At 72.2% G+C, this 22,956-nt stretch carries 21 protein-coding genes; 15 read left to right on the forward strand and 6 right to left on the reverse strand.

Translation table 11 applies throughout. From position 1 onward, the window contains the following. Positions 1 to 48 precede the first annotated feature (48 nt). The 6 genes from IOD16_RS33325 to IOD16_RS33350 all read left to right on the forward strand — a co-directional run bounded on the left by IOD16_RS33325 (position 49) and on the right by IOD16_RS33350 (position 6,999). Positions 49 to 363: a hypothetical protein gene (locus IOD16_RS33325; protein WP_123745348.1), complete on the forward strand. Its 315-nt coding sequence runs from the start codon at positions 49 to 51 to the stop codon at positions 361 to 363. A 202-nt stretch (positions 364 to 565) separates the two neighbouring features. Then, positions 566 to 1,525, forward strand: coding sequence for a hypothetical protein (locus tag IOD16_RS33330; RefSeq protein WP_201437654.1), 960 nt, complete (start codon positions 566 to 568; stop codon positions 1,523 to 1,525). Between the two features lie 160 nt (positions 1,526 to 1,685). Next, complete coding sequence (locus IOD16_RS33335; RefSeq protein WP_201437655.1) at positions 1,686 to 2,471, forward strand: hypothetical protein; 786 nt, start codon at positions 1,686 to 1,688, stop codon at positions 2,469 to 2,471. A gap of 159 nt (positions 2,472 to 2,630) precedes the next feature. Then, positions 2,631 to 3,545, forward strand: coding sequence for a hypothetical protein (locus IOD16_RS33340; protein WP_201437656.1), 915 nt, complete (start codon positions 2,631 to 2,633; stop codon positions 3,543 to 3,545). Positions 3,546 to 3,921: 376 nt separating this feature from the next. Further along, positions 3,922 to 5,271 carry a serine/threonine-protein kinase gene (locus IOD16_RS33345; protein WP_201437657.1) on the forward strand — a complete coding sequence of 450 codons (1,350 nt, stop codon included), beginning with the start codon at positions 3,922 to 3,924 and terminating at the stop codon, positions 5,269 to 5,271. A 108-nt stretch (positions 5,272 to 5,379) separates the two neighbouring features. Then, positions 5,380 to 6,999 carry a serine/threonine-protein kinase gene (locus tag IOD16_RS33350; RefSeq protein ID WP_201437658.1) on the forward strand — a complete coding sequence of 540 codons (1,620 nt, stop codon included), beginning with the start codon at positions 5,380 to 5,382 and terminating at the stop codon, positions 6,997 to 6,999. 9 nt (positions 7,000 to 7,008) lie between these two features. Here IOD16_RS33350 and IOD16_RS33355 read toward each other — a convergent pair whose 3' ends face one another. After that, positions 7,009 to 7,902, reverse strand: coding sequence for a LysR family transcriptional regulator (locus IOD16_RS33355; RefSeq protein WP_201437659.1), 894 nt, complete (start codon positions 7,900 to 7,902; stop codon positions 7,009 to 7,011). 75 nt (positions 7,903 to 7,977) lie between these two features. Between IOD16_RS33355 and IOD16_RS33360 the strand changes: the two genes are divergently transcribed. The 3 genes from IOD16_RS33360 (at position 7,978) to IOD16_RS33370 (ending at position 11,059) form a co-directional block, all read left to right on the forward strand. Further along, positions 7,978 to 8,922 (forward strand): DMT family transporter, encoded by a 945-nt coding sequence (locus IOD16_RS33360; RefSeq protein ID WP_442978072.1) that lies wholly within the window; start codon positions 7,978 to 7,980, stop codon positions 8,920 to 8,922. Between the two features lie 195 nt (positions 8,923 to 9,117). Then, a complete protein-coding gene (locus IOD16_RS33365; RefSeq protein ID WP_053721570.1) occupies positions 9,118 to 9,528 on the forward strand; it encodes an SsgA family sporulation/cell division regulator in 411 nt (136 codons plus the stop codon). Positions 9,529 to 9,565: 37 nt separating this feature from the next. Further along, positions 9,566 to 11,059 carry a serine/threonine-protein kinase gene (locus IOD16_RS33370; RefSeq protein ID WP_236594532.1) on the forward strand — a complete coding sequence of 498 codons (1,494 nt, stop codon included), beginning with the start codon at positions 9,566 to 9,568 and terminating at the stop codon, positions 11,057 to 11,059. An 18-nt stretch (positions 11,060 to 11,077) separates the two neighbouring features. Here IOD16_RS33370 and IOD16_RS33375 read toward each other — a convergent pair whose 3' ends face one another. Together IOD16_RS33375 and IOD16_RS33380 are read right to left on the reverse strand one after the other, a co-directional pair. Continuing rightward, a complete protein-coding gene (locus tag IOD16_RS33375; protein WP_053721568.1) occupies positions 11,078 to 11,728 on the reverse strand; it encodes a response regulator in 651 nt (216 codons plus the stop codon). Further along, entirely contained in the window at positions 11,725 to 12,963 is a 1,239-nt protein-coding gene (locus IOD16_RS33380) for an ATP-binding protein (protein ID WP_236594533.1), read from the reverse strand. The genes IOD16_RS33375 and IOD16_RS33380 overlap by 4 nt, the downstream gene beginning before the upstream one ends. A gap of 110 nt (positions 12,964 to 13,073) precedes the next feature. Between IOD16_RS33380 and IOD16_RS33385 the strand changes: the two genes are divergently transcribed. Together IOD16_RS33385 and IOD16_RS33390 are read left to right on the forward strand one after the other, a co-directional pair. Beyond that, on the forward strand, positions 13,074 to 14,333 hold the full coding sequence (locus tag IOD16_RS33385) for a PspC domain-containing protein (RefSeq protein ID WP_236594534.1): 1,260 nt from the start codon (positions 13,074 to 13,076) through the stop codon (positions 14,331 to 14,333). After that, positions 14,326 to 14,529, forward strand: a complete 204-nt coding sequence (locus tag IOD16_RS33390) for a hypothetical protein (protein ID WP_201437661.1) — start codon at positions 14,326 to 14,328, stop codon at positions 14,527 to 14,529. Before IOD16_RS33385 ends, IOD16_RS33390 begins: the two co-directional genes overlap by 8 nt. A 115-nt stretch (positions 14,530 to 14,644) precedes the next feature. Here IOD16_RS33390 and guaA read toward each other — a convergent pair whose 3' ends face one another. Then, positions 14,645 to 16,204, reverse strand: a complete 1,560-nt coding sequence (gene guaA / locus IOD16_RS33395) for a glutamine-hydrolyzing GMP synthase (protein WP_123745338.1) — start codon at positions 16,202 to 16,204, stop codon at positions 14,645 to 14,647. A 144-nt stretch (positions 16,205 to 16,348) separates the two neighbouring features. Between guaA and IOD16_RS33400 the strand changes: the two genes are divergently transcribed. Both IOD16_RS33400 and IOD16_RS33405 read left to right on the forward strand, forming a co-directional pair. Then, on the forward strand, positions 16,349 to 17,047 hold the full coding sequence (locus IOD16_RS33400; RefSeq protein WP_236594535.1) for an aminoglycoside phosphotransferase family protein: 699 nt from the start codon (positions 16,349 to 16,351) through the stop codon (positions 17,045 to 17,047). Positions 17,048 to 17,477: 430 nt separating this feature from the next. Then, positions 17,478 to 18,923, forward strand: a complete 1,446-nt coding sequence (locus IOD16_RS33405; protein ID WP_201437663.1) for an aldehyde dehydrogenase family protein — start codon at positions 17,478 to 17,480, stop codon at positions 18,921 to 18,923. On the opposite strand, the gene IOD16_RS33410 is transcribed toward IOD16_RS33405, so the two are convergent. After that, positions 18,913 to 19,479: a TetR/AcrR family transcriptional regulator gene (locus IOD16_RS33410; RefSeq protein ID WP_201437664.1), complete on the reverse strand. Its 567-nt coding sequence runs from the start codon at positions 19,477 to 19,479 to the stop codon at positions 18,913 to 18,915. The genes IOD16_RS33405 and IOD16_RS33410 overlap by 11 nt on opposite strands. A gap of 77 nt (positions 19,480 to 19,556) precedes the next feature. Here IOD16_RS33410 and IOD16_RS33415 point away from each other — a divergent pair, with 77 nt between their 5' ends. Then, a complete protein-coding gene (locus IOD16_RS33415) occupies positions 19,557 to 20,348 on the forward strand; it encodes an SDR family NAD(P)-dependent oxidoreductase (protein ID WP_123745335.1) in 792 nt (263 codons plus the stop codon). Continuing rightward, positions 20,345 to 21,682 (forward strand): cytochrome P450, encoded by a 1,338-nt coding sequence (locus tag IOD16_RS33420; protein ID WP_201437665.1) that lies wholly within the window; start codon positions 20,345 to 20,347, stop codon positions 21,680 to 21,682. Before IOD16_RS33415 ends, IOD16_RS33420 begins: the two co-directional genes overlap by 4 nt. Here IOD16_RS33420 and IOD16_RS33425 read toward each other — a convergent pair. Further along, positions 21,657 to 22,952, reverse strand: coding sequence for an FAD-dependent monooxygenase (locus IOD16_RS33425; protein WP_201437666.1), 1,296 nt, complete (start codon positions 22,950 to 22,952; stop codon positions 21,657 to 21,659). The two genes, IOD16_RS33420 and IOD16_RS33425, sit on opposite strands and share 26 nt — an antisense overlap. Positions 22,953 to 22,956: the final 4 nt, after the last annotated feature.

A 22,956-nucleotide genomic window follows, 5' to 3' on the forward strand; every position in this document is an offset into this window, starting at 1 on the left:
GGCGATCACGGATGGTCCAGCGGGTTTGGCGACGGGCACACTGGTGCCATGGTCATCGGTCTCATCACGGGCCTCATCGCGATCATCGGTGTGCTCGCCGCGCTGGCGCACGACGGTTACCTCGCGATGCTCGGTTCCGCCGCCAAGTCCAAGCGCGCCGCCGGCGCGCCCATCGCCCAGTACGTGCGCAGCCGGTGGACCGTCGCCGGGGTGACGACGATCATCGCGCTCGTCGGTCTGCTGATCACGTCGGGCGCGTCCACCTCCGGCGACATCATCGGCGCGCTGATCGCGGGCGGCGCCGGCCTGGCCGCCACCAACGCGCTCCAGGGCACCAGGAAGAAGCTGAACAGCGGCAGCTGAAAGATTCACTCTTAAGTGTGTCGCCGGCCCCCACAAGGCTGATCAGCGCAGCTCTCCGTGCACCCTGCACCTACCCTGAGGTAGCGGCGGGGTCCTCGGCGTCCCACCCCCATTCCCCGCGCCACTCGGACCCGCTGGTGAGTCCGAGCCACAGGTGAACCGCGAGGGCCGTCAGGTCGGGGGGCGGAGGGGTCTGCACAGCATGGACATCGGGGAACCGGAACGGTCGGGTCGGCATCGGCTGGAGGACGGGGCGGCGATCTGGCTGCCCATGGGCGGGGAGCTGGACCACACCCCGCTCGACCGCGCGGTGGCGCGACCGGCGCCCGCGCCACCACCACGACCGGCGCCGCCACCACCGCGAGCGCCACGACCACCGGCGCCCCCACCCGAGCCGCCACCACCGGACCCGTTCGTCGACACCGACGCGATGGGGCTGCGCAAGTTCAACATCGGCCTGGTGCCGGCCTCGGTGACGCCGCCCCGGACGTGGAAGCGGGCCGCCTGGTTCACCGTGCTGTCCTCGGCGGGCGTGCTGGTGGGGCTGGCCGTCGTGGCGTCCAACCTGGTCGGCACGAACGGCCCGGCCGAGCGCATCGCGCTGCCCGGCTACCCGACCGGCGTGCCGCTGCTCACCGGCTTCCCGCCGCCACCGCCACCGCCCACCTCCTCCACGGCGCGCCACGTGCCCGCCGCGGCCGTGGTGGACGAGCTGTCCCCCGCCGGCGGCGACCGGGCCGCGGCGGCCGGCAGCGCCCCCGACGACCCGGTCGCCGGCCCGGTCGTCGACCCGGCGCCGGAGACCTCCGCGGTCGTCACCGCGGTGCCCTCCGAGTCCGCGCCGGTCGTGGACGCCGACACGCTCGCGATGAGCACCGAGCTGTTCTACGAAGAGGTGGCGGCGAACTCCGACGGCGCGCTGACGCTGGTCTCGGAGGCGTTCCGGATCGCGGGCGACGTGCTGGACCTGGAGCGAGAGTTCGCGGACGTGTCGCTGATCGAGGTGCTGGAGATCAGCGTCGACCCGACACGGGGCGTCACGGTGAGCACGTTGGGCGTGACCCACGAGGACGGGTCCAGGACCACGGAGAAGCGGGAGCTGGTGTTCACCACCACCGGCACACCGCTGATCGACGGAGAACGGCCCGCCGGCGGCGCCTGAGCCCACCCGGGGTGGGCGTCGCTCCGTAATCCTTCCTCCGTTCGAGGTACCGGCGTCGACCACTGGCCGCCACGAACGAGTGAACTCACACGCTGAGCTGGCTTCTCGCAGGTCCCCCACGGTACGAGTCTTGGCGACTACACGACCGAGGGAGTCGCCAGTGCAGCGCCCTACGACGAGCGGTCGCAGGCACAACCGCACGGGTTCGGTCACGGTGGCGGAGCTGATCAGGAAGCAGCCCGCGCCGGTGCGGATCCGGACCCGCGATCAGGCCGCCACCCATGGCCTGGTCGCCGACCTGTTGCGCGAGGAGAACGACACGGCTCTCTCAGGGAGACGTCCCACCCGCACGGCGAAGCTCGCCGGCGTGACCACCGGTGCGGTCGTGCTGCTGGCCTCGATCGCCGCCACCGCGGTCCTCGCGGGCAACCGCCCCGCCGGTCCCGACGGGCCCCGGGTCGAGCCGCCCGCGGCGATCAGCGGGTCGGCCGCGCTGCGCCCGGACCTGCTGTCGGCGGGGCTGGGCGCCGAACGGCCGGACGGGGTGCCCGCGCAGGCGCGCCTGGTCGCCCCGACGGCCGTCTACACGCCGGCGGAGCCGCCGATGATGGTCCCGCCGACGCAGGTCGACGTCGGCCCCGAGCCGCAGGTCGACATCGTGCGGAAGTTCTTCGAGCTGCTGCCCGCCAACCCCACGCAGGCGGCCCGGCTGCTGTCGCCGGAGCTGCTCGGCGGCAGCCGGCGCGACTTCGTCGAGTCCTGGGAGCACGTGCAGGCGATCACGATCGAGTCGACCTCGCTGCGGCCGGACGGCGCGGTGCTCGCGGTCGTGTCGATGCAGGAGCGCACCGGCCGGTGGATGCGGGTCGAGCAGCTGTTCCGGCTGACCGACACGAGCGTCCCACGCATTGTCGCGACCGAGGTCCTATCGGCCCAGCGCGGGTGACGCAGCGTGACGATCCAGCCCTAACTGTTCACTCAGCGTTCAACTGATCTGCGAAAGCGTAGGAAACTTCACTCAAAGGGGTTACGTAGACGGTCACGATTCGGTATCCATGGTCCCGGTCAGTAGCGCAATGCTCTCCCCCGGGAAAGGTGTCCAGCGGTGTCGAACGACGACAAACGCCGTCGACAGGATGGCTCGACGGCCAAGCTGTCGGTCGCCGACCTGCTCGCCAGGCGCGAGGCGGAGACGCAGCCGATCCCGCGGATCACCGACACCGGAGCCGACACCCGGGCCACCGCGCGGACCGGCGACGACGAGGAGACCGTGCGCTTCTCGGTGGCCGCCCTCTCGGCCGCGGCCGCCGCGAAGAACCTCCCGAACCTCTCGGGCCGCGAGCTGCACATCACCGAGCTGCTGCGCCGCGAAGGCCGCGCCGGCGAGGAAGAGCGGGGCGGCGGCGGGTTCTCCGTGCCGAAGCTCGTCGCGATGGCGAGCGGCGGCGTGGTGCTCGCCGGCACCGTCGCGTTCACCGCGACCAACCTGATGTCGTCCCCGGACGAGCGCCCGCTGGCGGAGGTGCGCTTCGACGCCCGCCCGGCGGCACGCGCCACCAACACGCTCACCAAGGACCTCGGCGCGGCGGCCGCCCAGCAGCAGGCGCAGCAGCAGACGCAGGCCGAGACCACCACGACGACGCCCGAGCAGGCGGCCGAGACGACGACCCAGCGCGCGCCGCGGCCCGTCACGCAGCAGCCGACGACCACGACGCAGCAGCAGGAGACGCAGCAGGCCCCGCCGGGCACGAGCACCACCACGCCGGCGCCGAGCAGCAGCACCCAGCAGACGACGACGCCCCCGCCGCCGAGCACGACGACTCCCCCGGCGCCGAGCAGCAGCTCCCAGCCGCCGTCGTCCTCCACGCCGCCGCCGTCCTCGTCCACCCCGAGCACCCCGAGCACCCCGAGCACCCCGCCGTCCGACGACGGCTCGGGCATCGACCTCGGCCTCGGCCTCGACCTGGGCGGGATCCTGAACCCGATCGGCGGGTTCGACTTCTTCGCCCCGGCCAGCTGACCTCCGCACCGCCCTTCCCCGACCCCGCCGCCCGGACACGCCGAGTGGCGGGTTCGAGGTGTGCGGTGGGGTCGAGGTGCGCGAGCGGTGCGCCCGAACGGGTGGCGTGTCGGGCAGTTAGCCCGTTCGGCCGCAAAACTGGCGATCTTCGTGCGAACGGGTGTCCTTACGGCCCGGTATCAGGTATCCCTTCCCGGTCACCTCTCGGCTCACGTGACCTGCGCAACGGCTCGAAAGGCGTAGTCACGGCCGGGGTAGGCTCTGCGGGCGAGCGGTGGCCTAGCCTGTTCCGCGCACCGATCCGCACGACGAGGAGCCCGAGCGTGAGACCTGCTGCCCTTGCCGCGGTCACGCAGCGCCCCAGCGAGGTGGTCCGGTGAGCAACGACGGTCGCGTCATCGCCGACCGCTACCGCTTCCTGGACCGGATCGGCAGCGGCGCGATGGGCGTCGTGTGGCGAGCCCAGGACGAGCGCCTCGGCCGCATCGTGGCGATCAAGCAGCTGCTGCTGGCGCCGAGCCTCGACGAGCGCGAGCAGGACGAGGCGATCCAGCGCGCCATGCGCGAGGGCCGCATCGCCGCCAAGCTGCACCACCCCAACGCCATCGCCGTCTACGACGTGGTGGAGGAGAACGGCGCTCCGTGCCTGGTCATGGAGTACCTGCCGTCCTACAGCCTGGCCGACACGATGGCCGAGCACGGGCCGCTGGACCCGATCGAGGTGGCGCAGATCGGCATGCAGGCCGCGTCCGCGCTGGCCGCCGCGCACACCGCCGGGATCGTGCACCGGGACGTCAAGCCCGGCAACGTGCTGCTCGCCGACAACGGCCTGGTCAAGATCACCGACTTCGGCATCTCTCGGGCCAGCGACGACGTCACGGTCACCAAGACCGGCCTGATCGCGGGCACGCCCGCCTACCTGGCGCCGGAGATCGCGCGCGGCCAGGACCCGGGCCCCGCCTCGGACGTCTTCTCGCTCGGCTCGACGCTGTACGCGGCGGCCGAGGGCGAGCCGCCGTTCGGGCTGTCGGAGAACACCCTCGGCGTGCTGCACGCCGTCGCGGCGGGGCGGATCAACCCGCCGTCGGTCGACCACCCGTTGACCGACGTGCTGCTGCGGCTGCTCAACTACGACCCCGCCGACCGGCCGACCATGGCGCAGGCCCGCGACATGCTCAGCGCCGTCGCGCACGGCCGCAACCCCAGCCTGACCGGCCTGCTGCCGGCCAGCTCGCCGGGTTTCGCGCCGGTGCCGGCGGGCGCCACGGCCCTCATGGACGCCGACCGCACCCGCGTGGTGCGGCCCGGGCCGCGGTCGACGAGCGGCGCCACGCCGGTCGTCGCGCCGCCGCCGTCGCGGTCGAGCGACAACCGGCCGCTGGTGATCGCCGCCGTGGTGCTCGGCGCCGTGCTGCTGCTCGGCTTCCTGGCGGTGGCGCTGGACTGGTTCGGCGGCAAGGAACCGGTCACGCCGCCGGCGAGCGAGTCCAGCTCGTCCACGGCCAAGCCGACCACGACCACCACGCCGCCGCCCACGACCACCGTGGAGACGGAGACGGTCACGGTCGAGCCGACCACGACGACCGAGCCGACCACGACCACCACCACGACGACGACCACGCCGCCGCCGACCACGACCACTACGACCACCACGACCACGACCACTACGACGACAACCACCGTCGCGGGCTCTACACCCCCCACTGCGGGACAGGGCGGACCGTGAACCTCGTAAGGTGGTGCCGAGCCCGATCGGGTGACGCAACGTTCTTGTCCTAGTGGCGTCTTGTCGTTCGCCACTGAATGAAGCCCTAGCAGCTACTGGGAGCACGCCGTGAGCGACGATGGCCGCCTGGTTGCCGGCCGCTACCGACTTGGCCGGCGGATCGGCAGCGGTGCTATGGGCATCGTCTGGGAAGCGCACGACGAGCGGTTGCACCGCACCGTCGCGGTCAAGCAGCTGCTGCTGCAGCCCGGCTTGGCCGAGTCCGACACGGACGAGGCGAAGCGCCGCGCCATGCGCGAGGGCCGGATCGCGGCACGCCTGCAGCACCCGCACGCGATCGCGGTGTACGACGTGGCGGAGGACGACGGCCAGCCGTGGCTGGTGATGGAGTACCTGCCGTCCAAGAGCCTGTCGACGGCGTTGTCGGAGCGCGGCACGCTGCCGCCCCGCGACGTGGCGTCGATCGGCTCGCAGGTCGCCTCGGCGCTCGCCGCCGCGCACAACGCGGGCATCGTGCACCGCGACATCAAGCCGGGCAACATCCTGCTCGGCAACGACGGCACGGTGAAGATCACCGACTTCGGCATCTCCCGGGCCACCGGCGACGTCACGGTCACCGCGACCGGGATGCTCGCGGGCACGCCCGCCTACCTCGCGCCCGAGGTGGCCAAGGGTTACGACCCCGGTCCGCCCTCGGACGTGTTCTCGCTCGGCTCGACGCTGTACGCGGCCATCGAGGGCGCGCCGCCGTTCGGCCTGAACGAGAACACCATCGCCCTGCTGCACCAGGTCGCGTCGGGCAAGGTGGTGCCGCCGAAGCAGGCGGGCCCGCTGACCGCGCTGCTGATGCGCCTGCTGCGCGCCGAGCCGGAGGACCGGCCCACCATGGCCGAGGCCCGCGAGGCGCTGGCCGCGGTGGCGGCGGGCCGGGCCGCGCCGGAGTTCCCGGTGGCGATGCCGCAGAGCCACCCGCCGTCGTGGCAGGGCTCGCCCGTGCAGGCCCAGCCGACCCGCGCGCTGACCCCGGCGGGCCAGCACAACCCGCCCGCCGCGCCGAACAACCCGCCGCACTCCGCGACCAGGGTGGCGCCCGCGCCGACCCCGCAGCCCGCGGCGCAGCGGCAGCAGGGCCACGCCCCGGCGGTCCGCCCGGCCGCCCGCCCGGCCGGCGCGTCGAGACCGGGCGGCGGTCCGATGAAGAGCAAGCGGTCCACCGTGTTCACCGCGCTCGCCATCGCGGGCGCGGCGGTCGTGGGCATCCTGCTGGCGAGCGTGCTGTCCGACAAGGACGAGCCGGGCGACAACCAGGCCGGCGCGACCACGACGACCGCGGCGCAGGAAGCGGGCGGCGAGGCGTCGGTGACGCCGTCGAAGAAGCCGACCACCCCGACCGCCAAGATCACCGCGATGCCGTCGCCCCAGCAGCAGGAGCAGGCGCTGCGCGACTACTTCGCCCTGCTGCCGGAGTACGTGGACGAGGGCTACAGCCGGTTGACCGCCAGGATGCAGTCCACGGCCGGCGGCCCGAGCGGCTACCAGGGCCTGTGGGGCCAGGTGAAGTCGGTCGAGCTGGAGAACGTTCGGGAGAACTCGTCGTTCGCCTACGAGGTCGACATCGCCTACCACATGAAGGACAACTCGGTGATGACCGAGCGCAAGCTGATCATCCTGAAGTGGGAGAACCAGGGCATCTACATCGACGGTGAGCAGAAGCTCGGCCAGCCGTAGGCAGGCAGGTCAGCGGGACGACGACTTCAGCGCCTCCAGCAGGGTGGTCACGGCCGGTGAGCCGGCGCCGTCCTCGCGGATCGCCGCGCAGATGGACCTGGTCGGCTCCGGGTGGCGCAGCTTGCGGACCACCACGCCGGGGTGCACGACGCCGAGGCTGAGCTTCGGCACGATGGTCACCCCGAGCCCGGCCGCGACGAACCCCTGCGCGGTCGGGTAGTCGTCGGCCTCCACCACGGTGTTGGGCGCGAACCCGGCGCCCGCGCAGGCGTTGAGCACGATGTCCCGGCACGGTCCGGGCGGCGACACGGCGTCCACCCACTGCTCCCCGGCGAGGTCGGCGAGGTCGAGCACGCGCTTGCGGGTCAGCTCGTGGCCGCGCCGCAGCACGGCCACGTACGGGTCGTCGAGCAGGTGCACGAGCTGCACGCCGCGCGGCGGCTCGGCGTCCGGTTGGTGCACCACGATGGCCACGTCGGCACGACCGGCCTCGACCTCCACCATCGGGTCGTCCGGCTCGGTCAGCTTGAGGTCGAGCTGGACGTCCGCGTGCTTGGCCCGGAACAGGGCGACGGCGGGCGGCACGAGCGCCGCGCCGGCCGTGGCGAAGTAGCGCACCCGCAGCCGCCCGGTGCGGCCCGCGCGCAGGTCCGCGAGCGCCGCCTCCGCCTCGACCAGCCGGTCGGTGATGTGCGCGGCGTGCTCGGTGAGCAGCCGACCGGCCAACGTCGGCCGCACGCCGCGCCCGACCCGGTCCAGCAGGGGCAGGCCGGCCTGCTTCTCCAGCGCCGAGACCTGCTGGCTGACGGCCGAGGGCGTGTACCCGAGGTTGACCGCCGCGGCGGTGATGGAGCCGGTGGTGACCACGGCCCGGAGCACCTGCATGCGTCGCACGTCCAACATGGCACAACCTTACAGCTGTGCTTAAGCATCGTGCAGTTCTATTCACTTGTGCTGATACTTCGCGAAGCGCACAGTGTGCTCGTGAACAAGCCTGGCACGCTGATCAGGATGGGTGTCCTGGCCCTGCTCTGGGGTTCCAGCTTCCTGTGGATCAAGATCGCGCTCACCGGCCTCTCGCCGATCCAGATCACCCTCACCCGCACGGCGCTCGGCGCGCTGGTGCTGGTCGCGCTCGTCTACGGCAGCAAGCAGCGGCTGCCGCGCGACCGGGCGTCGTGGCTGCACCTCGGCTTCGCCGCGCTCTTCGGCAGCGCGGTGCCGTTCGCCCTGTTCGCGCTGGGCGAGACGACGGTGGACTCGGGCGTGGCCGGTGTGCTCAACGCCACCACGCCGCTGTTCGCGCTGGGCATCGGGTTGGTCCTGGGCACGGAACGGCAGCGCAACCCGGCCCGGTTCGCGGGCCTGGCGCTCGGCTTCGCGGGCGTGCTCGTCATCTTCGCCCCGTGGCAGAAGGCCGGTCTGGCGAGCTGGGGCGCGCTCGCGTGCCTGGCCGCGGCGGCGTCTTACGCGGTCAGCTACGCCTACGTAGGCCACAAGGTGTCCGGCCGCGGCCTGACGCCGATGCAGATCTCCTCGAGCCAACTGGTGGCCGCGGCGGGCATGACGGCCCTGGTGGTGCCGGTGGCCGGGTTGCAGCCGGTGCACCTGTCCTGGCAGCCGCTGGTCGCCGTGGCGATCCTGGGCGTGTTCGGGACGGGCGTGGCGTTCGTGCTGAACTACCGCGTCATCGAGGACGAGGGCGCGACCAACGCCACGATGGTCGGCTACCTGCTGCCCGTGGTGTCGGTGCTGCTGGGCGCGCTGTTCCTCGGCGAAGCGCTCAACCTCCGCGTCGTGCTGGGCATGGTCGTGGTCCTCGTCGGCGTCGCGCTGACCCGGAAGCAGCCCGCGACGGCGATCGCGCCGGTGCCGGACGAGCCCGCCGAGCCCGCGCGGACCACCGTCGCTACGCTCAAGTGACCTGCGATAACGCAGTGTTACCCGCCGGTATGGCGGGCCGCGGGGCCAACTGAGACACCCGTCCTGGGCAAACGGGTGGACTTGAGACACAGGTCTCCCCCGATCGCGTGGTGTTCAGGCGATACGCGTCCTGATTCGCCCTCTCGGACGTCTCCTCACATGAGAGGGACGACTTCGGAAGGGAACCCACAGGACATGAGCAACGACAGCATCACCATCACGACGACGTTCCACCTCCTCGTCCCGGGCGTGGCCCCGGCGCCGGTGGAGGCCGAACTCCACTACGAACCCGAGGACCCGTACGCCGTAGCCGTGCTGTTCCACACCGGCCAGGGCAAGGTCGAGTGGATCTTCGCCCGGGACCTCCTCGCGGACGGCCTGCTGACCTCCTCCGGCGAGGGCGACATCCTGGTCCGGCCGGCCGCCGACGACCCGGAGCGGGTCCTGGTGGAGCTCAACGCGCCGACCGGGTTCGCCATCCTGTCGGCCGACGCCGAGGACATCGCCGAGTTCCTGGACCTCACCTACGACGTGGTCCAGCCCGGCGAAGAGGACCTGTGGATCGACTTCGACCGCGAACTGGCCAAGCTGGTCTCGACCAACTGACACCCCCGCGGGCCACGCCATCGCCTAACCTGCTGGCGTGGCGGAGTCCGGGGGGACGGGTACGGGGACCGGAGCGGGGACGGTCGGCGGCCGGTACGCGCTGGTCGAGCGGATCGGCAGCGGCGCGATGGGCGTCGTCTGGCGGGCGCGGGACGAGCTGCTGGACCGCGAGGTGGCGGTCAAGCAGCTGCGGTGGCCCGACCTGACGGCGGACGAGGTCGAGGTGGCCAGGGCGAGGGCGATGCGCGAGGCGCGCAACGCGGCCCGGCTGCAGCACCCCGACGCGATCTCCGTGTTCGACGTGGTGGTGGAGGACGACCGGCCGTGGCTGGTCATGGAGTACCTGCCCTCGCGCAGCCTGGCCGGGCTGCTGGCCGAGCGGGGCAGGCTGAGCCCGGACGAGGCGGCCCGGATCGGCGGCCGGGTGGCGGCCGCGCTGGCCGCGGCGCACGCGGCGGGCATCGTGCACCGGGACGTGAAGCCGTCGAACGTGCTCATCGGGCACGACGGCACGGTCAAGCTCACCGATTTCGGCATCTCGCGAGCCGCCGGCGACGGCACTCTGACCGACAGCGGCATGATCACCGGCACCCCGGCGTACCTGGCGCCCGAGGTGGCGCGGGGTGAGCAGCCGGATCAGGCGTCGGACCTGTTCTCGCTGGGCGCGACGCTGTACGCGGCGACGGAGGGCCAGTCGCCGCACGGGGTGAGCGACAACAGCTTCGGGCTGCTGTACCGGGCCGCGGCGGGCCGGATCGAGCCGCCGACGCGTTCCGGGGCGTTGACGGGTGTGCTGACGAGGTTGCTCGCGTCCGACCCCGCCGAACGGCCCACGGCGGTGGAGGCGGTCGAGTTGCTGGTCGGTCCCGGGCGGACCGGGCTCGAGCCGGGAGGCGCGAAGCGGGCCGGTGCGAGGACGGTGGCCGTCAGGAGGCCCGGTGCCGAGCGGGTGGACCGCGAACCGGCCGGCGTGGACCCGGCCGGCGTGGACCCGGTCGACGTGGAGCCGGTCGAGGTGGGGCCGGGCACGTCGGAGACGGGCACGTCGTCGGTCGAGGCGGGGGCGGGGGCGGAAGCGGGTCGGGGCAGGCAGCGGAAGTGGTTGGCGCCCGTGGTGGCGGCGGTCGTGCTGCTGCTCGGCGCGGGAGCGGTCGCGGTCGCGGCGCTCCAGCCCTGGACGTTCAAGGACGCGAGCCCGACCACGCCCCCTCCCCTGGGCCTCACGGCGAGCGACGCGGCCGAACTCGTGCGCAGGCACTACGAGGCACTGCCCGAGGACCCGGCGGCGGCCTACGCGAACCTGGCCGCGCCGTTCCAGCGGCCGTTCGAGGAGTACCAGGCGTTCTGGGGCCAGTACGACGACGTGCGCGTCGACGGCATCGAGGTCGTCGAGGTGAGTTCGGCGAGGTACGCCGTGCGGGTGCACGTGAACTTCTCGCACGCGGGCACCGCGTCGTACGGGCGGTACGAGCTGGGCGTGTGGCCGGACGAGGGCAGGTTGCAGATCTTCTCGTCCCAGCAGCTGGAGTAGCGGGCCCGACCCGACCCGTCAGACCAGCCTGCGGTCCGAGGCCCAGCGGGACAGCTCGTACCGGTTCGACAGCTGCGTCTTGCGCAGCACGCTCGACACGTGCGTCTCGACCGTCTTGACCGAGATGAACAGCTCGGACGCGATCTCCTTGTACGCGTACCCGCGCGCGAGCAGCCGCAGCACGTCCCGTTCGCGCGGGGTCAGCAGGTCGAGCTCGGGGTCGCTGATCGGCGCCGCGCCCGGCCGGTCGGCGAACGCGTCCAGCACGAACCCGGCCAGCCGCGGGCTGAACACCGCGTCGCCCTCCGAGACGCGCACGACCGCGCGCACCAGCTCCTGGCTGGAGATGGTCTTCGTCACGTACCCGCGCGCACCGGCGCGGATGACCGCGATGACGTCCTCGGCCGCGTCGGACACCGACAGCGCCAGGAACACCACCTCGGGCAGCGCCGTGCGGACCTGCCGCAGCACCTCCGCGCCACCGCCGTCGGGCATGTGCACGTCGAGCAGCACCACGTCCGGGCGGTGGTGCCCGATGCCCGCGACCGCCTCGCCGACCGAACCGGCCTCGCCGACCACCTCGATCTCGTCGGTGATCGAGTCCAGCTCGGCCCGGACCCCGGCGCGGAACAACGCGTGGTCGTCCACCAGGAACACCCGAACGGTCATGTCCTGGCCCCCGTCTCTCGCTTGTCTGCGGTTTTCCTCGGCATCATCAGCTGCACCTCCGTGCCCTCACCCATCCGGGTGCGGATCCGGACTTCGCCGCCGTGCCGGTCCATCCTCCCCCCAATGGAGTCCGCGAGGCCATGCCGGTCGTCCGGGACGGTCTGCGGGTCGAAGCCCTTGCCCCGGTCGCGGACGAACACCGTCACCCGTTCGGGTTCGACTTCGCCGTAGACGCTGATCTCGCCGACGCCCGCGTGCTTGGCCGCGTTGACCATGGCCTCGCGGGCGGCCTGCACCAGCGCGTACAGGTTCGGGTCGAGCTCGCAGTCGCCGACCACGACCTGCTGCACGGCCAGCGCGAAGCTGTCCTCGACCTCCCCGGCCGCCTTGGCGATCGTGGCGGACACGGTGGTCGGCTGGTTGTTCTCCTCCACGACCCGCCCGTAGAGCCACTCCCGCAGCTGCCGCTCCTGGCCGCGCGCCAGGCGCTTGACCTCGCGCGGCTGCTCGGCCTGCTTCTGGATCAGGGCGAGCGTCTGGAGCACGGAGTCGTGCAGGTGGGCGGCGATCTCGGCGCGTTCCTCGGTGCGGATGCGGACCCGGCGCTCCTCGCCGAGGTCGTTGATCAGCTTGATCCACAGCGGCACGGTGAGCACCGCCACCCCGCCGAGGGTCGCGACCACGGCGAGCAGCGCGAAGCGGAGCTGGTCGACGCCGTAGCTGTTGACGAGGAGCACGCCGATGCCGATGGCGACGAGCGCCACGCCGGCGAGGACGCGCACGATCGTGCTGCGGCCCGTGCCGCCGAAGATGCCGGACTTCGCGCCGTCCCGCCAACGGCGGCGCTGCGCCTCGTCCGCCTCGCGCCACACCACGGCCGCGCCGACCAGGGCCACCGCGAGCGGCCCGGCGATCCAGCCGCTGACCGGGCCGGAGAACAACCCGGCGAGCACGGCCGCGGCGATGCCGATGGCGACCAGGCCGAGCGCCTGCTGGCGTTCCCTCGGGTTCGAGGGCGCCTCCGGCTCGCCGGCCGCGCGTTGCGGCACGAACAGCCACAGCAGGCCGTACGCGATCACGCCGACGCCGTTGAGCGCGGTCAGCGCGGCGAACGCCGCCCGCACCCAGAACACCTCGATGCCGAGGTGGTCGGCCACACCGCCCGCCACGCCCGCGACCACCCGGCCGCCGCGCCTGCGGCGCACCGGCTCGACGGCCTTCGTCTCCACACTCACCCGTTGATGGTCACACGCGGGTCCGGGCCGGTCATCAGGGTTCCACCCGATGCGCGGTTCAGGGTGGGTCCCCGATGTGCTGGGCGCGCCGGTTCAGCAAGCTTGTCGTCGTGAGCGGGAGCATCAGCGCAGCCAGCGTCGAAGAGACGCTGAAGGACTTCTGGGCCACACGGCCCAGGCGGCCCCACGACGGTCGCAAGATCGCCGGTGTCGCCGCCGGTATCGCCAGGCGGTACCAGATCGACCCGGTGATCGTCCGGGTGGCGTTCGTGGCCATGGCGTTGTGCAACGGCGCCGGGGTCCTCATCTACCTGCTCGGCTGGTTGCTGCTGGCGCAGGCCGACGACGAGGTGTCGGCGGCGGAGTCGCTGATCGGGCGGGGGCACAGCTCGACGCCGACGGCGTTGACGGTGCTGCTCGGGCTCGCGGTGATCCCGGCCACCGGGTTCTTCGTGGACGGCGGCTTCACCATGGTCGGCGGCGTGCTGCTGTCCGTGGGCGCGATCTACCTGCTGCACCGCGGTCGCGGGCAGCTCAACCGGCCGGAGCCCGCGGTGGCGTTCGGCGGGGGTGGGAGCGGAGAGGGAGAAGTCGGGCTCGGCGGAACGGGGGGCAAGGTGTCGGCGACGGACGAGCAGACGACGACCGGGGGTGTGACGCCACCGGCCTGGGACCCGCTCGGCGCGGCGCCGTTCGCGTGGGACCTGCCCGAGCCGGGGGGCGCGCCGGAACCGGTTGCCGCGTCGACCCCGGTGGTGGCACGTCGGCCCAGGTCACGGGTGGGCGTGGCGACGTTCGGGGTGGCGCTGGTCGCGCTGGCCGGGTCGCTGGTGACGTCGTCGTACTCGGACTGGTTCCACGCGCAGCACGTCATCGGCCTGCTGGTCGCGGTGCTCGGCGGGGGCATGGTCCTCGGCGCGCTGCGCGGCGGCGGCGGACGCGGGCTCATCTGGCTCGTCGTGCCGCTGTCCGTGGTGGGGGTGCTGTTGACCACGGTGGACTTCGACGTCGACGGCAAGCAGATGGGCAGCACGAAGGCGTCGCCGACGACGGTGGCCGAGGTGCTGGACCGGTACACGGCCAGCGTCGGCGAGGTGGAGCTCGACCTGACCGGGCTGCCGAACACCGGGACGGTCACCACGGGTGTCGAGGTCGGGTTGGGCAGCGCGAAGGTCCGGGTGCCCGCCGACGCGGACGTGACGGTGGACTGCCGGGCCGACCTGGGCTCGGTGCGCTGCCTCGACCGGGAGTCCGACGGCGAGGGGCGGCACGAGTCGGTCACCGACTACGGCGACGACGGTCCCGGCGGGTTGAAGATCGTGCTGGACGTGCGCAGCGATCTCGGAGAGGTGGAGGTGCGTCGTGGCTGACCAGGATTCGATCGAGAAGCGCGGGGTCGACGTGGTGGGGCTGGTGTTCGGGGTCGCGGCCCTGGTCGCGGCGGCCTACATGCTCTCCGACGGCGCGGCGTGGCCGGACTTCCTCGACCTGAGGTGGGCGCTGGCCGGAGGGGCGTTGGTGATCGGGTTGGGGCTGCTGGCGGGGTCTGCTCGACGTCGCCGGTGAGGGGTATCGGCAGGGGTTGGAGTTGGGGTTGGGGTTGGAGTAGGGGCAGGGGGTAGGGAAAAGGAGAAGGCCCGTCCTGGGGAGGACGGGCCTTCTCCTTTGTGCGGCTGGTGGGTCACTCCCACTCGATGGTGCCCGGCGGCTTGCTCGTCACGTCCAGGACCACGCGGTTGACCTCGTTCACCTCGTTGGTGATGCGGGTCGAGATGCGCTCCAGCACGTCGTACGGCAGGCGGGTCCAGTCCGCGGTCATGGCGTCCTCGCTGGACACCGGGCGCAGCACCACGGGGTGGCCGTACGTGCGACCGTCACCCTGCACGCCCACGCTGCGCACGTCGGCCAGCAGGACGACCGGGCACTGCCAGATCTGCCGGTCGAGGCCGGCGCTGGTCAGCTCCTCGCGGGCGATGGCGTCGGCCCGGCGCAGGATGTCCAGGCGCTCCTGGTTGACCTCGCCGATGATCCGGATGCCCAGGCCGGGACCCGGGAACGGCTGCCGCTGCACGATCGTCTCCGGCAGGCCCAGTTCGGTGCCGACGCGGCGGACCTCGTCCTTGAACAGCGCGCGGAGCGGCTCGACCAGCGTGAACTGGAGGTCCTCGGGGAGGCCGCCGACGTTGTGGTGGCTCTTGATGTTCGCCGCGCCGGTGCCGCCGCCGGACTCGACCACGTCCGGGTAGAGCGTGCCCTGCACGAGGAACTGGTAGTCGCCCTCGGCCTTCAGGTCGCGCTCGGCCTGCTCGAAGACCCGGATGAACTCACGGCCGATGATCTTGCGCTTCTGCTCGGGGTCCGTGACGCCCTTGAGCGCGTCGAGGAACCGCTCACGGGCGTCGACGGTGATCAGGTTCACGCCGGTCGCGGCCACGAAGTCGCGCTCGACCTGGGCGCGCTCACCCGCGCGCATCAGACCGTGGTCGACGAAGACGCAGGTCAGGCGGTCACCGATGGCGCGCTGGACGAGCGCCGCGGCGACCGCGGAGTCCACACCGCCGGACAGGGCGCAGATCGCCTTGCCGTCGCCGACCTGCTCGCGGATCCGGGCCACCTGCTCGTCCACGATCGAGGACGTCGTCCACTGCGGCCGGATGCCCGCGATCTCGTGCAGGAACCGGCGCAGCACCTCCTGGCCGTGCGGCGAGTGGCCGACCTCCGGGTGGTACTGGACACCCGCGAAACGCCGTTCGGCGTCCTCGAAGGCCGCCACCGGCGCGCCTTCGCTGGTCGCGGTGACGGTGAAACCCTCGGGAGCCTTGGTCACGCAGTCGCCGTGGCTCATCCACACCGGGTGGTTGGCGGGCAGCTCCTCGTGCAGCAGACCACCGGCCTGCCGCACACCGAGCTCGGTGCGGCCGTACTCGCGGGTCCCGGTGTGCTCGACCGTGCCGCCGAGCGCGCCCGCCATCGCCTGGAAGCCGTAGCAGATGCCGAAGACGGGGACGCCGACGTCGAACAGCTTCGGGTCGACCTGGGGCGCACCCGGCTCGTACACGCTGGACGGACCGCCGGACAGCACGATGGCGGCCGGGTCGCGTTCCAGCAGTTCCGCCACGGGTGTGGTGTGCGGGACGACTTCCGAGTAGACCTGCGCCTCCCGGACTCGCCGGGCGATCAGCTGCGCGTACTGCGCGCCGAAGTCGACTACCAGCACAGGGCGGTTGCTGCTCTCGGCCACTGGGGAAAAACCTCTCGTCTGGCGGATCCGCGCAGGTGAAGGATGTCATGCGTGCAGGAAGAAGCGCTCACCGGAGGCGGGCTCAACGAGGTCGTGCGGATCGGGTCGACGGTGCGGAGGCCGACCGGTCCGTGGACACCCAACGTGCACCGGTTGCTGGAATACCTTGCGCCGCTTGGCATTGCGCCGGTGCCGCACGGGGTGGACGAGCGCGGCAGGGAGGTGTTGACGTACCTGGAGGGTGAGGTCGGCCACCCGCCGTTGGCCGACTGGTTGCGATCGGACGAGGTGCTGGTGGCGGTGGCGCGGATGGTGCGGCGGTTGCACGACGCGACGGCTGGGTTGGTGGAGGGGTGGGGGAAGGGATCGGGGAAGGGGTTGGGGAAAGGGCTGGGGAAAGGGTCGGGGAAGGGGTTGGTCGAAGGGTGGGAGGAGTGGCAGGGGTGGCAGTTCCCGGCGGTGGTGCCGGTGGAGGTGATCTGCCACAACGACCTCGCGCCCTACAACATGGTGTTCCGGGACGGGATGCCGGCCGGGGTGTTCGACTTCGACGGCGCTCGACCAGGGCCACGGTGGTGGGACGTCGCGTACACGGCCTATTGCCTCGTGCCGTTCTCACCGGAATTCGGGACGGTCGAGGACCAACGGCGGCGGGCGGGGTTGTTCTGCGAGGCGTACGGGTTGCCGGTGGCCGGAATGGGGCGGCGGGTGTTGGCGAGGTTGGACGACATGGTCGCGATGATCCGGGAGCGGCCTGAGTTCTGGAGACAGCGCGAAGAGGGGCACGAAGGGTATTACCTGGGGCACGTCGAGTACGTGAAGGACAATTTTTTGGGGTTGTAGGTCGGGGTCGAGCAAGTTTCGAGTTCTGCTCGATTCAAGTCGGGAGGCGAGAGGCGAGAGGCGCAGGTTCGGCTCGATTTGACATGGGGCCCTTACGGGCGCTCCAGGCAGGCCAAAGCCGGGCAGGCCTGGCGGATAAAGCGCCCGCCAAGCCTGTCCGGCTTCGACCAGCCTAAAGCACCCGAACCCATGTCAAATCGGGCCTGGGTGGGGTGGTGGCGGGTCCGTTGGGGGTGGGTGGGGGGCAGGGGTGGGTGGGGGGCAGGGGTGGGGGGCAGGGGTGGGTGGGGGGCAGGGGTGGGGGGGCAGGGGTGGGGGCGAGGTGAGGGGGTGGGGTTGCTGGCTGTGCTCCGGCTGCCGGGGGTGGCGTCCGGGGGGTCTTCGAAGATCAATAGGTCGAAGTGCGCGGGTCGGGCTTACGGTGTTCGGCATGGACGCGTTTACGCCGCAGCCACGGCCCTGTTGGATTGCCGGACACGCCGAGCAGGGCGTTTCCTCCCTCGCTGTGCACCACCCGTTCGATGGAACAGAGGTGGCCTCGGTCGCGGTGCCGGGGGCGGAGCAGGTGGAACGGGCCGTTGCCGCCGCGGCGGCGGTGGCGAAGGAGTTCAGGCGGACGCCGGCGCACGTGCGGGCCGCCGCGCTGCTGCAGGTGTCCCGGATGTTGGAGGAGCGGGCCGAGGAGATCGCGGAGACGATCACGGCGGAGAACGGCAAGCCGTTGAAGTGGGCGGATGTCGAGGTGAAGCGGGCGGTCAGCACGTTCCGGTTCGCGGCCGAGGAGGCGCGGCGGTTCACCGGCGACCTGCAGCGGTTGGACACGGACGCCACCGGGGAAGGGCGGTTGGCGGTGGTCCGCCGGGTGCCGCGTGGACCCGTGCTGGCCGTCGCGCCGTTCAACTTCCCGTTGAACCTCGTGGCGCACAAAGTGGCGCCGGCACTGGCGGTGGGCGCACCGGTCATCGTGAAACCCGCCTCGGCGACACCGTTGTCGGCATTGCTGTTGGGCGAGTTGTTGGCCGAGACGGATCTGCCCGAAGGCGCGTTCTCCGTGCTGCCGGTGCGCGGGGCGGACATGAAGGCATTGGTGACCGACGAGCGGTTGCCCGTCATCTCGTTCACCGGGTCGACGGAGGTCGGGTGGTCGCTGATGGATTCCGCGCCGCGCAAGCACGTGGTGATGGAACTCGGGTCGAACTCGGCGGCGATCGTGTGCCCGGACTGGGCCGACCTGGAATTCGCGGCCGAGCGGATCGCCACGTTCGGGAACTACCAGGCCGGGCAGTCGTGCATCGCGGTGCAGCGGGTGCTGGTGCACCGCGAGGTGGCCGGCGAGTTCGTGCCGAAGTTGGTGGAAGCGGTCCGGGGATTGCGGACCGGTGACCCGCACGACCCCGAGGTGGAGGTCGGGCCGCTGATCGACGAGGACAACGCCCGGCGGGTCGAGGAGTGGGTGGCCGAGGCCGTGGCCGGTGGCGCGGTGCTGCACGTCGGTGGTGGGCGGTCCGGGACGTCGGTCGAGCCGACCGTGGTGCAGGACGTGCCCGCGGAGTCGAAGCTGTGGCGCCAAGAGGTGTTCGGGCCCGTGCTGGCGGTCGCCGTGGTCGATTCGGTCGAAGAAGCGTTCGAGCAGGCCAACGCGACGGACTACGGCCTGCAGGCGGGCGTGTTCACCAAGGACGTGACGGTGGCGTTCGCGGCGGCGGCGGAGCTGGAGGTCGGTGGGGTGATCGTCGGCGACGTGCCGTCCTACCGGGCCGACCAGATGCCCTACGGCGGGGTGAAGGGGTCCGGGACCGGGCGGGAAGGCGTCCGGTCGGCGATGGTGGACTTCACCGAGGAGCGCACGATGGTGCTCACCGGCATCACTCTCTGAGCGCGCCCTTGGCGATCATCAACAGGCCGTCGACCAGGTCGTCGGTGCCGGACCCGGTGGCCAGGGCGCGGAGCTTCAAGCCCATCACCATGCCGACGACGGCACTGGCCACCCGGTCCGCGTCCTTCACGCCGATGGACGCCAGGACCGTTTCGGCGAGCTTGTCGTAAGCGGCGAAGCACTCGGCGGCCGCGGCCCGGAGCTCCGGGTCGCGGCCGGCGTGCAAGTACAGCTCGTAAGGCGCGATGCGGTCGCTGTCGGTGCCCGTCGCCTCCGCGACCTGGCCCACGATCTCCACCACCTGGCCGAGGTCGTCGCACTTCACGTCATTCTGGGCGGCCAGGTCGCCGAAGCGCTTCGTCTCCTCGGTGACGAAGTGGCGCAGGCTCTCCCGCAGCAGGTCCTGCTGGGTGGCGAAGTGGTAGGTGACGGAGCCGAGCGAGACGCCCGCCTCCTGCGCGATGCGCCGGTTGGTGACGCCCGCGACGCCGTCGTCGCCGATGATCCGCAGCACGGCCGCGATGATCCGCTGCCTCGTCTCGGCCGGTCTCGTCATGCCGCTCATTGTCCGCCATGAGACCGACCCGCCGATCCGCGATACTGTTCGTTCGAACGAACAGTTGAGGAGGCGTCATGCGGGTGTCCGGGTCGACCGTGTTGGTGACCGGTGCGACGGGCGGGATCGGGCAGGCCATCGCGCGTGCGCTGGCCGGTCGTGGGGCCGAGGTGGTGCTGACCGGGCGGAAGGTCGCCGAGCTGGAGCGGCTGGCCGCCGAGGTCGGCGGGCGGGCGGTGGCGGCCGACCTGGCCGAGCCGGGTGCGGCCGGGCGGTTGGTGGCGGAGGCGGGCGCGGTCGACGTGCTGGTCGCCAACGCGGCGCTGCCGGCCAGTGGCGCGCTGGTGGACTTCACGGCCGAGCAGGTGAAGCGGGCGCTGGCGGTGAACCTGGAGGCGCCGATCGCGTTGACCCACGAGCTGGTGCCGTCGATGCTGACCGCGCGGCGCGGGCACGTGGTGCTCATCGGGTCGTTGGCGGGCAAGGTGGCGTCGGCTCACGCCTCGCTCTACAACGCGACGAAGTTCGGGCTGCGCGGCTTCGCGCTGGGGCTGCGGGAGGACCTGCGCGGCAGCGGGGTCGGGGTGTCGATCGTGCAGCCCGGGTTCGTGCGGGACGCCGGGATGTTCGCCGACACGGGCGCGAAGCCACCGGCGGGGATGCGGACGGTGTCACCGGAGGAGGTCGCGGCGGCGGTGGTGAAGGCGATCGAGGAGGACCGGGGCGAGCTGACCGTGGCGCCGCCCGAGCTGCGGGTGGCGAGCGTCCTCGGTGGCGCGTTCCCGGCGTTCTCGTCGGGGTTGCAGCGGCGGCTGTCGAACGACGAGCTGATGAAGCGGATGGGCACGGCGAACAGGGGGAAGCGATGACGGCCGCGGTGATCCCGCACCCCCGGTGGCGGGTGCCGTTCCTGGGCGACGTGCTCGGCACGAGCCGGCGCACGCCCGTGCAGGACACGATGCGGATGGGGCGCGACCTCGGGCCCGTGTTCACGCGGCGGTTCCTGGACCAGGAGATCGTGTTCGTGGGCGGTGCGGCGTTGGCGGCGGACCTGGCCGACGAGTCGCGGTTCGCCAAGCACCTGGCGCTGGGCGTGGAGGCGTTGCGGGACGTCGGCGGGGACGGGCTGTTCACCGCCTACAACGAGGAGCCGAACTGGCGGGCGGCGCACGAGGTGCTGCTGCCCGCGTTCACGCAGAGCGCCATGCGCGCCTACCACCCGACGATGGTCGACGTGACCGCGCAGCTGGTCGGGAAGTGGGACCGGGGCGGGGTCGTCGACGTCTCCGGCGACATGACGAAGCTGACGTTGGAGACGATCGGGCGGGTCGGGTTCGGGTACTCGTTCGAGTCGTTCTCGCGGGCCGAGACCCACCCGTTCGTGCGGGCGATGATCGGGTCGTTGCGGTACGCGCAGCGCAAGAACTTCGTCCTGCCGCTGGTGCGCAAGGTGTTCGGGCGCGAGGCGGAGGAGCGCTACCAGCGCGACCTCGCCTACCTCGCGGAGGTCGTGGACGAGGTAGTGCGGTCCCGGCGGGGGTCGGGCGGGTCGGACCTGCTCGGGTTGATGCTGTCGTCCGGGGAGCTGGACGAGGTGAACATCCGCAACCAGGTGATCACGTTCCTGATCGCCGGGCACGAGACGACGTCCGGTGCGCTGTCGTTCGCGCTGTACTACCTGTCACGGCACCCCGAGGTGGCGGAGAAGGCCCGCGCGGAGGTCGACGCGGTGTGGGGCTCGGCGGACGTGCCGGAGTTCGAGCAGGTCGCGAAGCTGCGGTACGTGCGGCGGGTGCTGGACGAGGCGTTGCGGCTGTGGCCGACGGCGCCGGGGTTCGCGCGGGAGGCGCGGGCGGACACCGTGCTCGGCGGGCGGTACCCGATGCGGGCGGGCCAGTGGGCACTGGTGCTGCTGCCGCTCGTGCACCGCGACCCGTCGGTGTGGGCGTCGCCGGAGGCGTTCGACCCGGACCGGTTCGCGCCGGCGGCGGTGAAGGCGCGACCCGCGCACGCCTACAAGCCGTTCGGCACGGGGGAACGGGCGTGCATCGGGCGGCAGTTCGCGGTGCACGAGGCGACGTTGGCATTGGGCACGGTGCTGCGCCGGTACGACCTGGTCGGGTCGCCCGACTACCGGTTGCGGGTGGCGGAGATGCTGACGTTGAAGCCCGACGGGTTCACCGTGGCGCCTCGGCGGCGGTGAAGCCCTTGGCCCGGCGCAGCGCTTGGGCGAGGTCGGTCGCGGTGGCGGCGGTGTGACCGTCGGGGCGGATCAGGGTGTCGCCCTCGACGGTGAAGCCGGGGCCGTACCGGCGGCTGTCCGGGCGGAGCGCGCCGTCGCCGTCGGTGGTGAGCGGCGAGTCGCGGTAGGCGAAGGGCTCGAAGAGCTTGCCGGAGTCGATCCGGTCGGTGAGGGCGTGCTCCAGGACGTGGTTGCGGTGGGCGCGTTCGGCGTCGGTCCGGGGCACCAGGAAGCGCATGGTGGCGTCGGTGACGCGCAGGTTCTCGTCGGCGGCGGCGGCCCGCTCGTGGTGGTAGGAGTCGAGGAGGTGGGGGCCCGCTTCGCCGGCGCGGTCGAGGGCGACCTTCCACGCGGCGTTGTCGGCGTCGCAGATCCCGGAGTTGAGGCCGCGGGCGCCGAACGGGCTCATCACGTGGGCGGCGTCGCCCGCCAGCAGGACGTTGCCGTCCCGGAAGCGGGCGGCTCGGCGTTGGTGGAAGCGGTAGGTGGACTGCCACAGGACCTCGTGCGGGCGGTCCCCGGTGACCGCCCGGACGTGGTCGGGGGTGAACGCGAAGTCGTCGGGGACCTGCCAGTCGATGCGGTGCACGCCACCCGGTTGGGGGTGCACCAGGACCTGGCGGCCGGGGTTGGCCGGCGGGTCGAAGTAGAAGCGGCGCTCGGGCTCGGGGTGGCCGAGGTCGACGCGGACGTCGGCGATGACGAACCGGTCGTCGTAGGAGTGGCCCTCGAACGGGATGCCGAGCAGGTGCCGGACGGTGGAGTGCGCGCCGTCCGCCGCGATGCAGTGCGTGCCCTCGAACCGCTGGTCCCGGGTGTGCAGGACGACGTGGTCGGACTGCTGCACGCGTTCGACTCGGTGGCCGAAGCGGAGGTCGATCAGCGGTTCGTCCCGGGCTCTCGCGTGCAGCAGGCGTTCGACGGTGGTCTGCGGTGTGTTGACGAACGGCGGGAAGCCCTCGGTGCGCGGCAGCTCGACGGTCAGCACTTCGCGGTCGCGGTAGTAGGTCCGGCCGCGGTACCAGGTGACGCCGGCGTCGACGACGGCCTGGCCGACGCCGACGCGGTCGAGGACGTTCAGCACGTCCCGGTGGACGCAGAGGGAGCGGCTGCCGATCGCCAGGTGCCGCGGCGCGGCTTCCAGGACGACCGTCGGCACGCCGGCGCGGGCCAGCAGGAGCGCGGCGGTCAGACCCACCGGGCCCGCGCCCACCACCAGCACCGGTGTCATCGCG

Source organism: Saccharothrix sp. 6-C (assembly GCF_016695385.1).
Lineage (GTDB): Bacteria > Actinomycetota > Actinomycetes > Mycobacteriales > Pseudonocardiaceae > Actinosynnema > Actinosynnema texasense.